Raw genomic sequence first — 12,880 nt, 5'->3', positions numbered from 1 at the left:
CCACCGGTGCGGCATCCACCGGCGTGGAGGACGCGCTTGCCGCGCGGGGCACCCGTTTGTTTTCAGGGGCGCCCCGCGCGGTAGCGCGAAGCCTCAGGACGCCGGCGGCAGGACCATCGCCGTGGCCAGGGCGGCAAGCCCCTCGCCGCGGCCGGTGAGGCCGAGCCCGTCCGTGGTGGTGCCGGACACGGACACCGGAGCCCCCACCGCGGCGGCGAGAGCCGCCTCCGCCTCGGCGCGCCGCGTCCCGATCTTCGGGCGGACCCCGATCACCTGGATCGCGACGTTGCCGATCGTGAATCCGGCCTCCCGGACGATCCGCGCGGCCTCCGCGAGCAGCGTGACCCCGGACGCCCCGGCCCACTCGGGCCGGTCCGTGCCGAAGTGCGCCCCGAGGTCGCCGAGCCCGGCGGCGGAGAAGAGCGCGTCGCACGCGGCGTGCGCGGCCACGTCCCCGTCGGAGTGCCCGGCGAGCCCGTGCGAGGCGCCCTCCCAGTGCAGGCCCGCGCACCACAGCTCGCGGCCCGCCGCGAAGGCGTGCACGTCCGTTCCGACACCGACCCGGGGCAGCGGCGCGAAAGGCGCCTCCCCGGCGCGGGGCTCAGTGGCCATTGGCCCTCCTGCGGGCGAGTACGGCCTCGGCCAGGACGAGGTCCAGCGGCCGGGTGACCTTGAAGGCCTCCTCGTGTCCGGGCACGACGAGGACGGGGATGCCGAGCTGTTCGACCATGCCAGCGTCGTCCGTGACGGGGCCGGAGACCGAGGAGTGCGCCTTGGCCAGCACCTCCCGGTCGAAGCCCTGCGGGGTCTGGACGGCCCGCAGCAGCGCGCGGGCGGGTGTGCCGGTGACGGCTCCGGTGTCCGGGTCGACGCTCTTGACGGTGTCGGCGAGCGGCAGTCCGGGCACCACGGCGGGGGCCCCGCCGCGTACCGCGTCGACGACGGCCTCGACCGTCTCGACGGGCACCAGCGGGCGGGCGGCGTCGTGCACGAGCACCACGTCGACGTCGTCGGGCAGTGCGGCCAGGCCGAGGCGGACGGAGTCCTGCCGTTCGGCGCCGCCGGGCACGACCCGTATGTCGGTGGACTCCGGCAGCCCGTTGGCGTCGAGCAGCGCCCGGACCTCGGCGGCGCCGTCGGGCGGCGCGACCACGACGATCACGGAGACGGCGCGGGCGCGCGCCATCGCGCGCACCGCGTGGACCAGGATGGGAACCCCGCCGAGGGTGCGCAGCGCCTTCGGCGCCCCGGGGCCCAGCCGGACGCCACGTCCGGCGGCGGGAATGACGGCTGCGGTACGCAGGTTTGTGTCCTTGTATGAGTTGGGTATCGCTTGGGGGGTGCGCCCGGGGCGATGTCCCGGGTGGTTGCAGGGCGCGGTCTCCCCACCAGGACCCCTTCCGTGAAGTCCTGGGGAAGACCGTAGCGCTCTGCGGGTCCGCAGACGCCTGGTTCGGCGTACGCGCTGCGGCAGCTGTGCTCACCCGCTCAGCCGCCGCGTGCGCCCGGCCGCGCATGCCGCAGCACCCGGCCGTGATGCTGGGCCGGGTGCCGCGGCAGTGTCCCCGGAGGGTGCCCGGGGTGCGTCTGCGTAAGTCAGTACGTCACGGCAGCGTGGGTGGGCGCTGGAGTGGACGTGACACGAGAACGTCCGGAAAGGGACGGTCTTACGACGCGAGGACTTCGTCGAGCAGGGCCTCGGCCTTGTCCTCGTTGGTGTTCTCCGCCAGAGCGAGCTCGCTGACCAGGATCTGCCGCGCCTTGGCGAGCATGCGCTTCTCGCCGGCCGACAGGCCGCGCTCGCGCTCGCGCCGCCACAGGTCACGGACGACTTCCGCGACCTTGATGACGTCGCCGGAGGCGAGCTTCTCCAGATTTGCCTTGTATCGACGGGACCAGTTGGTGGGCTCCTCGGTGTACGGCGCGCGCAGCACCTCGAAGACCCGATCCAGCCCGTCCTGACCGACAACGTCGCGCACGCCGACGAACTCCGCATTGTCCGCGGGTACGCGCACCGTCAAGTCGCCCTGGGCGACCTTGAGCACCAAGTAGGTCTTGTCCACGCCTTTGATCTGGCGAATTTCGATAGCCTCGATCAGCGCGGCCCCGTGATGGGGATAGACCACGGTGTCGCCAACCTTGAACGTCATGTGACAGGTACCCCTTCCGTGGCTATCCAGGGTAACACGGGAACGCCCTCATCTGAATGGCGTTTTCGCAGGTCAGGGCATATCTCGGGGCTTGACAAGCGCCCCCGGAACGTGCTGGAGGGTGCCATGGACAGCCGGTATTCGCAGGTCGGAGCGGGTATGCGGGGAGCCGGAATCACCACCGCCGAGGCCGCGGCGGCCGCCGAACACTGGGTGATACGTCCGGATTTGTCGCTCCCCGGCGAGTGGATCTTCGCTACTCCGTTCGGGTTCACGGCACCGAAGACGCGGCTGAAGATCCAATTGCGCGGCGATCACGGAAATCCCCCCGTCCCGCCGTGTCACGGCGACCCGCCGGTAATCACACCGTGGTAATGCCGGAATACATTGCGGGCGCGTTGCGCGCGTGTACCGGATGGCGGCCCGATGACGTCGGGATCCGGCCATCCTCCGACCCGCGGACACGACCGCTCGGGTGAGGGACTGTCACCGAGGGGACACCCGGTGCGCGGCCGATACCGGGGCTCGGTAATCTTAGGCCGCTGGAAGATCGTCCGATCCTGCCGAACCGGCTGCCCGCCACAGCCGGCCAGGCCGTCAGTCCTCGTCCAAGGAGATGCCGCCGCCGTGGTCCGCAGCTTCCGACGCGGCGCCCTCGCCGCCGCCGTCGTCGCCCTCTCAGCCGTCTCGCTCGCCGCCTGCGCCGCGGGGAACGAGGCCGAGACGCTCAAGGTCAAGCCGGACAACCCGGCCGCGACCAAGGGCGACATCCAGGTGCAGAACGCCTTCGTCCTGACCGACCCGAGCGGCCCCGCCTCGGTCACCGCCCGGCTGTTCAACAACGGCGACAGCGACCAGACGCTGAAGAGCGTGGACATCGTGAGCGGCCCGTCGGCCCAGCTGTCCGGCGCGGACGGCTCCGGCAGCATCACCGTCCCCGCGCACAGCACCGTGCTGCTCGGCGGCAAGGGCAACCCCAGCGGGGTCATCAGCGGCGGTCAGGAGCAGCTCCGGAACGGCGGCTTCCAGAACGCGGTGTTCACCTTCAGCGGCGCCGGCGCCGTCCCGCTGAAGATCCAGGTCATGCCGGCCGCGAGCTACTTCGCGCCGTACGGCCCGGGTTCGCTGCCGACCACCGAGGCCCCGACGCCGACCGACACCGCCACCTCGACGCAGACCCCGCAGACGTCGGGCGACACCGCCACCCCGACGGACACCGCGAGCCCGTCGGACACGGCGACCGCCACCTCCTGACACCGCGCCCGATGTGACGGGTAAGGGGCCCGCACCATGGGCGCGGGCCCCTTACCCGTACGCGGAATCCCGCGCGGCCTACGGCTCGAACTTGTAGCCGAGGCCACGGACCGTCACCAGGTAGCGCGGGGCACCCGGGTCCGGCTCGATCTTGGCGCGCAGCCGCTTGACGTGGACGTCGAGGGTCTTGGTGTCGCCGACGTAGTCCGCGCCCCACACCCGGTCGATGAGCTGCATACGGGTGAGCACCCGGCCCGCGTTGCGCAGCAGCATCTCCAGCAGGTCGAACTCCTTGAGCGGCAGGTCCACCTTGCCGCCGCCGACCGTCACGACGTGCCGGTCGACGTCCATGCGCACCGGCCCCGCCTCCAGCGCGGCCGGGGAGATCTCCTCGGGCTCGCCGCGGCGGCGCAGCACCGCGCGGATGCGGGCGACCAGCTCCCGCGAGGAGAAGGGCTTGGTCACGTAGTCGTCGGCGCCGATCTCCAGCCCGACGACCTTGTCGATCTCGCTGTCCTTGGCGGTCACCATGATCACCGGGACATTGGACTTGAGCCGCAGCTGGCGGCACACCTCGGTGCCGGGCAGCCCCGGCAGCATCAGGTCGAGCAGGACCAGGTCGGCGCCGTTGCGTTCGAACTCGTCCAGCGCGTCGGGCCCGGTCGCGGATATGGCGACCTCGAAACCCTCCTTGCGGAGCATGTACGACAGCGCGTCGCTGAAGGACTCTTCGTCCTCGACGACGAGTACGCGGGTCACGGAAGGACCTCCGGAGCGGGGATGTGTTCGGGGAGGGTCTGGAAGAGCTGTTCGTCCGACGGCTCGTCGGCCGGCTCCGCGTCCGCCTCGGCATCGGGATCGGTGCCGGGCGGGAGCGCGCGGTCGCGGGCGATCCCGGCCTCGGGAAGCCGCAGTGTGAAGGTGGAGCCCTGGCCTTCGACGCTCCACACGGTGACCTCGCCGCCGTGGGTGGCGGCGACGTGCTTGACGATGGAAAGGCCGAGCCCGGTCCCGCCGGTGGCCCGCGAGCGTGCCGGGTCGACCCGGTAGAAGCGCTCGAAGACCCTTTCGCGGTCCTTCTCGGAGATGCCGATGCCCTGGTCGGTGACGGAGATCTCGATGAGATCCCCTCCCCCGGCGGGGATACGGCGTCCGGCGATGCCGACCCGGGTACGGGCCGGACTGTAGTTGACGGCGTTCTCGACGAGGTTGCCGAGCGCCGCCGCGAGCTGGCCCCGGTTGCCCCATATGCACAGGTCGGGGGTGGTCCCGGTGGCCATGGTGATCTGCTTGGTGTTGGCCTGGTGACGGCAGCGGTCCATGGCCTCGGCGACCAGGTCGTCGACCGCGACCGGCTCCGCGTCGTCCAGCAGGTCGTCGTCCTGGACCCGGGACAGGTCGATGATCTCCTGCACCAGGCTGGTCAGCCGGGTCGCCTCGATCTGCATGCGGCCGGCGAAGCGGAGCACCGCCTCGGGGTCGTCGGAGGCGTCCATGACGGCCTCCGACAGCAGCGAGAGCGCCCCGACCGGGGTCTTCAGCTCATGGCTGACGTTGGCGACGAAATCCCGCCGGACCGCTTCGATCCGCCGGGCCTCGGTGAGGTCCTCCACGAGCAGCAGCACCAGGCGCGAGCCCAGCGGTGCCACCCGGGCGGACACGGCGAGGCCTTCGCCGCGCCCGGCGCCGCGGCGCGGAAGGTCGAGTTCCACCTGGCGTATCTCGCCGTCCCGCCGCGTCTCGCGGGCCATCTGCAGCATCTGGTCGACGGCGAGCCTGCCGCCGCGCACCAGTCCGAGGGCATATGCCGCCGAGCTGGCCTTGACCACGGTGTCGCCCTCGTCCAGGACGACCGCCGAGGACCGCAGCACGGACAGCACGGTGTCCACGCCGGGCGGAAGCACCGCTTCCGTGTGCAGTGCGGTACGGGTCGGGCGGGCCTGTTCCCGCTCGCTCCAGCGGAACGCGAGCACGGCGATGACACCGGTCGCCAGACCGGCTATCGCGCTGGCTGCGGCGACTGCCGCGTTCACGTCCATGGCTCCAGGTTAGGTGGCACGCGCAAGCGCTCCACAGCCCTGAGAGATACCTCTCGGTCGCACGTTGCCAAGAGTTCACCTTCACGTAGGAGGTGATTCACTCCGGGTGCGCGGCCGGTATTCCGTGGCCCACGAGCGTGGAGCGTGGAGGAGAAGCCCTCTTGTGCCGGCCCGTGCACTGTGTGTACAGACCGCTCACCAGCTCACGGAAGCTCATGAAGAAGCTCTTGGAAGGAACGCGATGCGGGACGCATACCACGAGGAACTCGACTCCATCGGCGACGGCCTCGTCGAGATGGCCCGGCTCGTCGGCTCGGCGATAGGCCGGGCCACCACCGCGCTGCTCGACGCCGACCTCAACGTCGCCGAGAGCGTCATCGGCGCGGACGAGAAGGTCGACGACCTCCAGCGCGAGCTGGAGACCCGGGCGATCAACCTGCTCGCCCGCCAGCAGCCGGTCGCGACCGACCTGCGGATCGTCGTCACCAGCCTGCGGATGAGCGCCGACCTGGAGCGCTCCGGCGACCTGGCCCGGCACGTCGCCAAGCTCGCCCGGCTGCGCTTCCCCGCCTCCGCGGTGCCGCGCGACCTGCACAGCACCATCCTGGAGATGGGCCAGCTCGCGCAGCGCCTGATGGCCAAGGCCGCCGAGGTCATCATCACCAAGGACGTCGACGACGCGCTCCAGCTGGAGGCCGACGACGACCGCATGGACGAGCTGCACCGCACCCTCTTCCAGCACCTGCTGGACGACCGCTGGAAGCACGGCATCGAGACGGCCGTGGACGTCACCCTCGTCGGCCGCTACTACGAGCGCTTCGCCGACCACGCGGTGTCGGTCGCCAAGCGCGTCGTCTACCTGGTGACGGGCGAGCACGTGGACGCGATGTCCCCGCTGCCGACGGACGTCGAGTCGGCGTAGCGCGGGTGGGGGCGTGCGGGGCGCGCGCACGGGAGCGGGGTGCACTAGTGCGCCCTTGATGAACCCGGGGCGGCGCCGTTTCACTGGTGTGCAGGCCAAGCCCGAGGAGGGTGCACTGATGCCGGAGACCCCCACGCCCACCCCCGTACGCGACCAGTCGGCCCCCGACACCGCCGCGGCCCCGCTGCGTATCCCGCTCCCGCTGGTCGCCGCGTGCGGCTGCGGCTCGGGCTGCGGCTGCGGCTGCCAGTCCGGTGGCCCGTGCCAGTGCAGCGGCTGCAACGGCTGAGCCGCCGCTTTCGACGTACCGCCTGACGTATCGCCGCCCCCGCCGCCGCTGACCCGGCTGCGGGGGCGCGGTGCGTTGCCGTGCACGTCCCGGCCGGGTCAGACCCGGAGCAGGCCGCCGAAGCGCGGGGCCCCGTCCTTCACCGCGACGAGGTTCGCGGCCACGTACGGGATGCGGTGCGCCTCGTGCCACGGGGTCGGGTGGTACGTCACCAGGCGGGACGTCTGGAAGCGGGCGGTGAGCCCCGGGACGAAGCGGCGGTAGGCGTCGTCCGTGTAGTACCAGAAGGAGTTCTCGTTGTAGAAGGCCGTGTGCGTCGGGTCCTGGAAGGCGCCGCGGCCGTCCGTGCTCGGGGTACGGGACAGCAGCATGCCGCCCGGCGCGAGCAGCCGGTGGATCTCGTTGATCAGCCCGGTCTTGTCGGGCACCTGCCCGAGGAAGTCCACCGCGCGGATCACCCCCACCGAGCCGTCCGCCAGGTCGAGCGGGCCGGGCAGCGTACCCGTGATGTCCACGCCCTCCCCCGGCAGCCGGTCGACCCCGAGGTATCCGGCGGGCTTGCCGTGCGCGGCCCCGAGGTCGAGCGCGAGCAGCCCGCCGCGCTCGGCCCAGGCCAGCGCGTTGCCCTCGACGTGGCGGTCGTAGAGGGCGACCGTCTCGCGCTGGATGCGGGCGTTCGTCTCCGGGTCGCGCTGGGTGCTGTCCGCGTGCACCCGCTGGAGGTAGAGGCACTGCGGGATGTGACGGAAGGGCCCGGCCTGGTAGAGCCGGCACATCAGGTCCTGGTCGTCGAGGACGTCCCGCTCCGCGTCGTACCCGCCCACCTTGTCGTACGCGTTGAAGCGGAAGGCCCGCACGTGGTTGGGCGCGTACCAGATGTACGAGACGTTGTGCGGGACGGGCGCGAGCGAGCGCAGGCTCAGCACGGCGCGGCCGTCCACCTCCGCGTCCTCGTACTCCCAGCCGTGGGCGATGTCGAAACGGGAGGTGTCGGCGCTGCCGTCCGCCTGGATCTGGGCGCAGTCGCTGTAGACGAGGACGGCGTCCGGATCGGCGTCGAAGGCCGCCACGATCCGCCCGAGGCAGTCCGCGGCCAGCACGTCGTCGTGGTCCAGCTCGACCAGGAACTCCCCGCGCGTTGCCGCGCACGCCCGCCGCTTGGCCGCGCCGACCCCCTTGACGTCGTCCGCGACCTCGACCCGTACCCGCTCGTCCGGCTGCTCCGGCCGCCACCGCGCGCCCTGGTTGAGCAGCACCACCCACTCCCAGTCGGTGAACGTCTGGCGGCGCAGCGAGGCGAGGCAGTCGTCGAGGAAGCGCGGCTGGTGGCTGGGGGTGAAGACGGAGACGCGCGGGCTCGGCCCACTCCGGCCCTGGCCCCGGCCCCGGCGGCTCACCGGCCGCCGCCCGGGACGTGCCGCGCGCCGCGGCGCCCGATCCTGCGACAGGCCATGATCTCTCCCGCGATCTCTCCCGCGTGACGAGCCGGTTCCTCCCATCGTGCGCACCCGACTCCGCGCCGCCCCCGCCCGACACGCCCACCGTCCCCCGTACGGCCGCACCCCGCCCTGGGCATACTGAGCGGCACCACCAGGGGAGGGGGGAACGTGTCGGGTCAGCTCTTCACGCTGCTCGGAGTGCTCGCGGGCGCCGTGGCGTCCTACGTCGGCGCGACCCGTATGGAGGGCGCCCGCTGGCGGCGGCAGCTCGAAACCCGCTGGGACGAACGCCGCCTGGAGGCGTACCTCGGCTTCGCCAACGCGATCAAGAGATTCACCTCGATCGCGGGCCGCCTGGCCGCCACCCGCGGCCTGTCCGCCCTCCCCCAGCCCCTCGACCTGGACACCGGCCTCGCCCTGCTCGCGGAGGCCGAACAGGACCGCGGCCACGCCTTCGAAGCCGTGCTCCTCATGGGCGACGCCGACGCGATCACCGCCGCCCGCGCCCTCCAGCGCGACGCCTGGACCCTCGAACGCTTCGTCCGCACCCCCGCGCCGGACGACACCCCCGCCGACTGGACCCGCGCCTTCACCGCCCTCCAGGACCGGCGCGACACCTTCTACCTCGCCGCCCGCCACGACCTCGGCGTCACCTCCGCCTTCCGCCTCCGCAGCGAGGACCCGCCCGCCGCCTGACCGCCCGTCCGTGTCGAGAACGCGGCACCGGCTCCGTCCCCGGGGTACGAGTAGCCGGAACGGACCGCGCGACACCGAAGGAGCACCCCCGTGACGATTCAGCGCATGGACAACGTAGGCATCGTCGTCGACGACCTGGCGGCCGCCGTCGCCTTCTTCACCGCCCTCGGCATGGAACTGGAGGGCGAGGCCGACCTCTCCGGCCCCTGCCCCGACCAGATGCTCGGCCTCGACGGCGTCCGCACCACCATCGCGATGATGCGCACCCCCGACGGCCACGGCAAGCTCGAACTCACGGCCTTCCACTCCCCCGAGCCGATCCCCGCGGCCCCGCCCGCCCCCCACACCCTGGGCCTCCACCGCGTCATGTTCGCCGTCGACGACCTCGACACCACCCTCGCCCGCCTCCGCCCCCACGGCGCCGAACTCCTCGGCGAGATCGCCCAGTACGAGACCGCCTACCGCCTCTGCAACCTCCGCGGCCCGTCCGGCATCATCGTCGCCCTGGCGGAACAGCTCGGCTGACGCCTCCAGCCTTCGTCGAGGTCAGGCCGCATGCGGGGTGAACACGACGGACGAGGTGTCGCCGTCGAGAGCGATGTTGAGTGACGCGTCGAGAGCTTTGGCGAGGCGAGCCAGGAGCGGGAGGGTGGGGACGGTGCCGCCCAGTTCGAGCTTCGAGATCTGGGGCTGGGTCGTGCTCGCCCGCCTGGCGAGCTCGCTCTGGGAGATGCCCAGTTCGGTCCTGCGGTCGTGGACGGCCTGTCCGAGATCGAAGGCCATGCGGATCTCGGTGCGCATCGTCTCGACTTCCGGCGCCTCAGCTCCGCCCTGCGTGACGGCGCGTTCGCGAGCGAGTCTCCATCGCGAGTGGTTCATCAGCCCTCTCCCTTCGTCATGTCCCGGCTGAACTCGTCATGCGCCGTGTGGCGCTCGGTCCCGCACACCTTCATGGCCTGCTTCGCCCGCGCCACCTCCGCGTCCTCACGCATCCGCGTCTTCCGGAACACGGTCAGGAGCACGATGCGCCGGTCGTGCGTGAGCCAGTAGGCCCTTTTCCCCCAGCGCCCTGGTCACGCGGCCCGAGCTTCTGCCGCCCTCAGTCACCGGACACTCCACAGCGGAGCCGCGTACCGGTCGGGGCGGGCGGCGACGAGCATCGCACGCAGGGCCTCGCGCTGCGCCCCGCCGAACCCGAGCGCTTCGGTGAGCCGCCGGAAGGTGGTGTGCGTGACCCCGCGGGCACGGGCGCCGACCTCGAAACGGTCGAGCCGCGGCATCAGCTCCTCCGGGGTGAGCGGCCGGCGTACCTGCCGACCGAGCCGGAGCGCCTTGCGCCGCTCGTAGTCGATCTCCGAGAAGCCGCACACCTCCCGGCTGTACCGCTCCGCCTCGTCCAGGCCGGTCGTGTGCAGCAGCCGCCCGGCCAGCTCATTGCGCCGGAGGGCCTCGCCGAGATCCGCTTCGAAGACGGTGGCCGCGTCATCGGTGAGCGGAATCGGCAGCCCCGCGTCCCGCACCTCGCACACCCCCCGCACACCCCGCGCGGCGGCCACGAGCATGGCGGTGGCCTCGGACGGATGCCACTCCAGCACCGCCCCGACCGTCTCGACGTCTGTGGCGGTCAGCGCATGCACGGTCTCCCCCATGCGATGCCGCAGCTCCTCCGCCGAAATCTCCCCGTCCAGCCCCGCCCCTGCGACGAGCACCCGCGCACCGACATCCGCCCGCGCGGCGGCGGCCAGCACAAGCGCATCCCCGAGCGGACTCCGCAGCCCCGGCTCGTCCCCTCGCGCGAGGATGTCCCCTCCGACATCAACGATGTCCACGGATTCCGCCGAGGCCCAGTCGACGACCTCCCGAATCTGCCGCACCATCCCCTGTACCCCGTGGTGCGGGTCGAGCAGCGCGAAGGTGTGGGGCACCTCGGCAGCGAGCCGCGGCAACGTCGACCCGGCAGGCGGGACGGCCCGCGCCCCGGGCCCGACCGCGGACACCCGTTCCGTAAGCCGCCGCAGCCCCACGAATTCATCAGCCGCCCGCGGCCCCGGCAAGGGATCGACGATCAACCGCTCCCACGCATACGTGAGAACGACAGCGGGACCCGCTCCGTAAAGAGCCGCGCTCACCACCACGCCGGCAACAGCGTCACCCCCACCGCCCGCTGCCACGATCACCCGCGTCACACCGTGAGCGTAGACCCTGACCCTATAGTGGCTGGTGGCCATAGCCACTTGACGCGTGACACTTCCCCGAAGGAGAGCCGATGCCGCAGATCCAGGAGGCCCAGCCCAAATACCTCCAGATCGCGCACTACATCCGTGATCAGATCCTCCGTGGCGACCTGCGTCCGGGCGACGAGGTGCCTTCGGAACGACAACTCGCGTCGGACTGGGACGTCTCGCGGCCCACGGCCGCACGCTCACTGGAAGCCCTGCGCACCCAGGGACTCGTCGAGAAACGCCAGGGGTCAGGGACGTACGTCCGCAATCTCGAAGTCAATCGCCGGGCACGCGAGCTGTACGGACGAGCGCGCCAGACCGGGCGGATCTACACCCCTGGGGAGTACGCCGTCATCACCTCGGCGGACTGGCAGGAAGCGCCGGATTACGTCGCTGACGCGCTACAACTGCGGCCCGCCGAAGGCGTTGTTCGCCGCCGGAGGGTGACGAACGACGACTCCGGACCGATCACCCTGTCCACCTCGTGGTTCACCTCGGACGTCGCCCGCCGGGCACCGAAGCTGCTGGACGCCGAGCGGATCACGGAGGGCACGCTCCTGTATGTGGAGCGGGAGACGGGACGCCAGGGCAGCTACGCCGAGGACCGGATGTGCGCCCGGATCGCAACCGAATCAGAGGTTGCCGACCTTGAACTTCCTCAGGGATCCCCCGTGCTTGTCGCGCACCACGTCGTCTACGACCTGCAGGATCACCCCTTGGAGTTCGCCGAGGCGACGTATCCGCCGGACCGCTGGGCCTTCGAGCAGGGTTACCCGTTGGCGTGAGGTCGCCGCTTTCCGTAGCGAACCGCTTGCGTGAGGCAAGTGGCTAATGCCACTATCCAGTAAGTGGCCAATGCCACTTGAGGAGACGTCAGCAATCTCTGCGAGGAAGCCATGCCCTCTTCCCCTTGCACGCCGACGACATCGGGTCCCCACAGCCTGTGGACGATCGCTCGAAACCTTCAGCGGGACCTACGGCTCCGCCCAGGCTGCGACAGACGCGGGCAAGGAGTAGCCCGCATGCCTGAGCTGGATGGACTCGACGATGGCCTCGTCAACGCTTCCTGTACGGACGAGCCACACGGCACGATGACGCTCCTTCCCGTACCCGAAGCCGCCAGCAGGGTACGGCGGTGGTTCCGCTTCTTCCTGGAACCGCACAAACCGACCTGCTCGATGGATGACTGCATGCTCGTGATCTCAGAGCTGGTCACCAACGCGATCGTCCACGGTGAGACCGAGGAGGGGATGCGCGTCCAACTGCTGTGGCGCCGCGAGGGAACCGACCTCCACGTCGAGGTGCACAACCCGGGAGCCCCCGAGAAGGTCAAACAACGACCGCACATGGAGGAGTCGGAACACGGCCGCGGCCTGTGGCTGGTGGACATGCTCACCGACTCCTGGAAAGCGGGTCCCGGCGAGCACGGTGGGACGGTCGTGTCCTTCGTCATGACCGATGCCTGGCCGAAGTGAGTCATCGCCAACAGGTCACACGAGCTATACGAGCTTCACCCCGTCGTGGGCGCGGACGACCGGCGGGGAGACGGTGTCGAGGGCGTCCAGGACGCGGACGGCGTATGCCTCGTCGGCGAGGTCGGAGACTTCTTCGCGGGTCGCCCAGCGCACGGCGCTGGTCTCGGGGCCGGTCGACACATCCCCGTCGATCGCTTCGCAGCGGAAGACGAGCGAGACGATCAGGCCGGACATGTTCTTGTAGACGCCGGTCAGGGTCGCCGGGAGGGCGATCTTGATGCCGGTCTCTTCCAGCACCTCGCGTCGGCCGCCAGGGCGGTTGCAAGTTCCTGGATCGCGTGGATCGTCCGCGTTGAGTGGGAGTTGACGTGGCAACAGGACAGGCACGAGACCG

Annotated in this window: 17 protein-coding genes; 7 read left to right on the top strand and 10 right to left on the bottom strand. The window is 71.1% G+C overall.

The genetic code is table 11. The features are described 5' to 3' along the window. Nucleotides 1-93: 93 nt before the first annotated feature. The 3 genes from ispF to ACH4PY_RS34235 form a co-directional block, all read right to left on the bottom strand. Complete coding sequence (gene ispF / locus ACH4PY_RS34245; RefSeq protein ID WP_398192174.1) at nucleotides 94-612, bottom strand: 2-C-methyl-D-erythritol 2,4-cyclodiphosphate synthase; 519 nt, start codon at nucleotides 610-612, stop codon at nucleotides 94-96. Beyond that, nucleotides 602-1,330: a 2-C-methyl-D-erythritol 4-phosphate cytidylyltransferase gene (gene ispD, locus ACH4PY_RS34240; protein WP_398192330.1), complete on the bottom strand. Its 729-nt coding sequence runs from the start codon at nucleotides 1,328-1,330 to the stop codon at nucleotides 602-604. Before ispD ends, ispF begins: the two co-directional genes overlap by 11 nt. A 337-nt stretch (nucleotides 1,331-1,667) precedes the next feature. Beyond that, the gene (locus tag ACH4PY_RS34235; RefSeq protein ID WP_031525269.1) at nucleotides 1,668-2,150 is read right to left on the bottom strand and encodes a CarD family transcriptional regulator; all 483 of its coding nucleotides are present in this window, start codon (nucleotides 2,148-2,150) and stop codon (nucleotides 1,668-1,670) included. 627 nt (nucleotides 2,151-2,777) lie between these two features. Here ACH4PY_RS34235 and ACH4PY_RS34230 point away from each other — a divergent pair. Beyond that, nucleotides 2,778-3,404: a DUF461 domain-containing protein gene (locus ACH4PY_RS34230; RefSeq protein ID WP_398192171.1), complete on the top strand. Its 627-nt coding sequence runs from the start codon at nucleotides 2,778-2,780 to the stop codon at nucleotides 3,402-3,404. A gap of 78 nt (nucleotides 3,405-3,482) precedes the next feature. Here the strand turns inward: ACH4PY_RS34230 and ACH4PY_RS34225 are convergent, their stop codons facing one another. Both ACH4PY_RS34225 and ACH4PY_RS34220 read right to left on the bottom strand, forming a co-directional pair. Continuing rightward, a complete protein-coding gene (locus ACH4PY_RS34225) occupies nucleotides 3,483-4,163 on the bottom strand; it encodes a response regulator transcription factor (protein WP_031525271.1) in 681 nt (226 codons plus the stop codon). Continuing rightward, entirely contained in the window at nucleotides 4,160-5,443 is a 1,284-nt protein-coding gene (locus ACH4PY_RS34220; RefSeq protein ID WP_398192169.1) for a sensor histidine kinase, read from the bottom strand. The genes ACH4PY_RS34225 and ACH4PY_RS34220 overlap by 4 nt, the downstream gene beginning before the upstream one ends. Nucleotides 5,444-5,684: 241 nt before the next feature. On the opposite strand from ACH4PY_RS34220, the gene phoU reads away from it, so the two are divergent. Next, nucleotides 5,685-6,365, top strand: coding sequence for a phosphate signaling complex protein PhoU (phoU, locus tag ACH4PY_RS34215; RefSeq protein WP_398192167.1), 681 nt, complete (start codon nucleotides 5,685-5,687; stop codon nucleotides 6,363-6,365). Nucleotides 6,366-6,483: 118 nt separating this feature from the next. After that, nucleotides 6,484-6,654, top strand: a complete 171-nt coding sequence (locus tag ACH4PY_RS34210) for a hypothetical protein (protein ID WP_398192165.1) — start codon at nucleotides 6,484-6,486, stop codon at nucleotides 6,652-6,654. 98 nt (nucleotides 6,655-6,752) lie between these two features. On the opposite strand, the gene ACH4PY_RS34205 is transcribed toward ACH4PY_RS34210, so the two are convergent. After that, nucleotides 6,753-8,051: a glycosyltransferase gene (locus tag ACH4PY_RS34205; protein WP_398192163.1), complete on the bottom strand. Its 1,299-nt coding sequence runs from the start codon at nucleotides 8,049-8,051 to the stop codon at nucleotides 6,753-6,755. 210 nt (nucleotides 8,052-8,261) lie between these two features. On the opposite strand from ACH4PY_RS34205, the gene ACH4PY_RS34200 reads away from it, so the two are divergent. Together ACH4PY_RS34200 and ACH4PY_RS34195 are read left to right on the top strand one after the other, a co-directional pair. Beyond that, nucleotides 8,262-8,789, top strand: a complete 528-nt coding sequence (locus ACH4PY_RS34200) for a hypothetical protein (protein WP_398192161.1) — start codon at nucleotides 8,262-8,264, stop codon at nucleotides 8,787-8,789. Between the two features lie 105 nt (nucleotides 8,790-8,894). Continuing rightward, a complete protein-coding gene (locus ACH4PY_RS34195; RefSeq protein WP_398192328.1) occupies nucleotides 8,895-9,314 on the top strand; it encodes a VOC family protein in 420 nt (139 codons plus the stop codon). Between the two features lie 21 nt (nucleotides 9,315-9,335). Here ACH4PY_RS34195 and ACH4PY_RS34190 read toward each other — a convergent pair whose 3' ends face one another. From ACH4PY_RS34190 to ACH4PY_RS34180, 3 genes are all read right to left on the bottom strand, one after another. Then, on the bottom strand, nucleotides 9,336-9,668 hold the full coding sequence (locus tag ACH4PY_RS34190) for a helix-turn-helix transcriptional regulator (RefSeq protein ID WP_398192159.1): 333 nt from the start codon (nucleotides 9,666-9,668) through the stop codon (nucleotides 9,336-9,338). Beyond that, entirely contained in the window at nucleotides 9,668-9,811 is a 144-nt protein-coding gene (locus ACH4PY_RS34185; protein WP_398192157.1) for a DNA-binding protein, read from the bottom strand. The genes ACH4PY_RS34190 and ACH4PY_RS34185 overlap by 1 nt, the downstream gene beginning before the upstream one ends. Nucleotides 9,812-9,892: 81 nt before the next feature. Beyond that, a complete protein-coding gene (locus tag ACH4PY_RS34180; RefSeq protein WP_398192155.1) occupies nucleotides 9,893-11,017 on the bottom strand; it encodes a DUF1152 domain-containing protein in 1,125 nt (374 codons plus the stop codon). Between the two features lie 38 nt (nucleotides 11,018-11,055). Between ACH4PY_RS34180 and ACH4PY_RS34175 the strand changes: the two genes are divergently transcribed. Then, nucleotides 11,056-11,796 (top strand): GntR family transcriptional regulator, encoded by a 741-nt coding sequence (locus ACH4PY_RS34175; RefSeq protein ID WP_398192153.1) that lies wholly within the window; start codon nucleotides 11,056-11,058, stop codon nucleotides 11,794-11,796. A 237-nt stretch (nucleotides 11,797-12,033) separates the two neighbouring features. Further along, nucleotides 12,034-12,486, top strand: coding sequence for an ATP-binding protein (locus tag ACH4PY_RS34170; protein WP_398192152.1), 453 nt, complete (start codon nucleotides 12,034-12,036; stop codon nucleotides 12,484-12,486). Nucleotides 12,487-12,510: 24 nt separating this feature from the next. On the opposite strand, the gene ACH4PY_RS34165 is transcribed toward ACH4PY_RS34170, so the two are convergent. After that, nucleotides 12,511-12,873 (bottom strand): NUDIX hydrolase, encoded by a 363-nt coding sequence (locus ACH4PY_RS34165; RefSeq protein WP_398192326.1) that lies wholly within the window; start codon nucleotides 12,871-12,873, stop codon nucleotides 12,511-12,513. Nucleotides 12,874-12,880 lie beyond the last annotated feature (7 nt).

Origin of the sequence: Streptomyces sp. NPDC021224 (genome assembly GCF_044332905.1) — a bacterium.
Lineage (GTDB): Bacteria > Actinomycetota > Actinomycetes > Streptomycetales > Streptomycetaceae > Actinacidiphila.
Note: the sequence above shows the minus strand (reverse complement) of the source record. Positions and strands in the feature narration are given on the sequence as shown.

Bases quoted from the DNA above. Each gene is read 5' to 3' on its own strand.
- ACH4PY_RS34180 (WP_398192155.1), bottom strand. From the start codon at position 11,017: ATGGCCACCAGCCACTATAGGGTCAGGGTCTACGCTCACGGTGTGACG.
- ACH4PY_RS34190 (WP_398192159.1), bottom strand. From the start codon at position 9,668: ATGAACCACTCGCGATGGAGACTCGCTCGCGAACGCGCCGTCACGCAG.
- ACH4PY_RS34220 (WP_398192169.1), bottom strand. From the start codon at position 5,443: ATGGACGTGAACGCGGCAGTCGCCGCAGCCAGCGCGATAGCCGGTCTG.
- ACH4PY_RS34235 (WP_031525269.1), bottom strand. From the start codon at position 2,150: ATGACGTTCAAGGTTGGCGACACCGTGGTCTATCCCCATCACGGGGCC.
- ispF (WP_398192174.1), bottom strand. From the start codon at position 612: ATGGCCACTGAGCCCCGCGCCGGGGAGGCGCCTTTCGCGCCGCTGCCC.
- phoU (WP_398192167.1), top strand. From the start codon at position 5,685: ATGCGGGACGCATACCACGAGGAACTCGACTCCATCGGCGACGGCCTC.
- ACH4PY_RS34195 (WP_398192328.1), top strand. From the start codon at position 8,895: ATGGACAACGTAGGCATCGTCGTCGACGACCTGGCGGCCGCCGTCGCC.
- ACH4PY_RS34170 (WP_398192152.1), top strand. From the start codon at position 12,034: ATGCCTGAGCTGGATGGACTCGACGATGGCCTCGTCAACGCTTCCTGT.
- ACH4PY_RS34210 (WP_398192165.1), top strand. From the start codon at position 6,484: ATGCCGGAGACCCCCACGCCCACCCCCGTACGCGACCAGTCGGCCCCC.
- ACH4PY_RS34175 (WP_398192153.1), top strand. From the start codon at position 11,056: ATGCCGCAGATCCAGGAGGCCCAGCCCAAATACCTCCAGATCGCGCAC.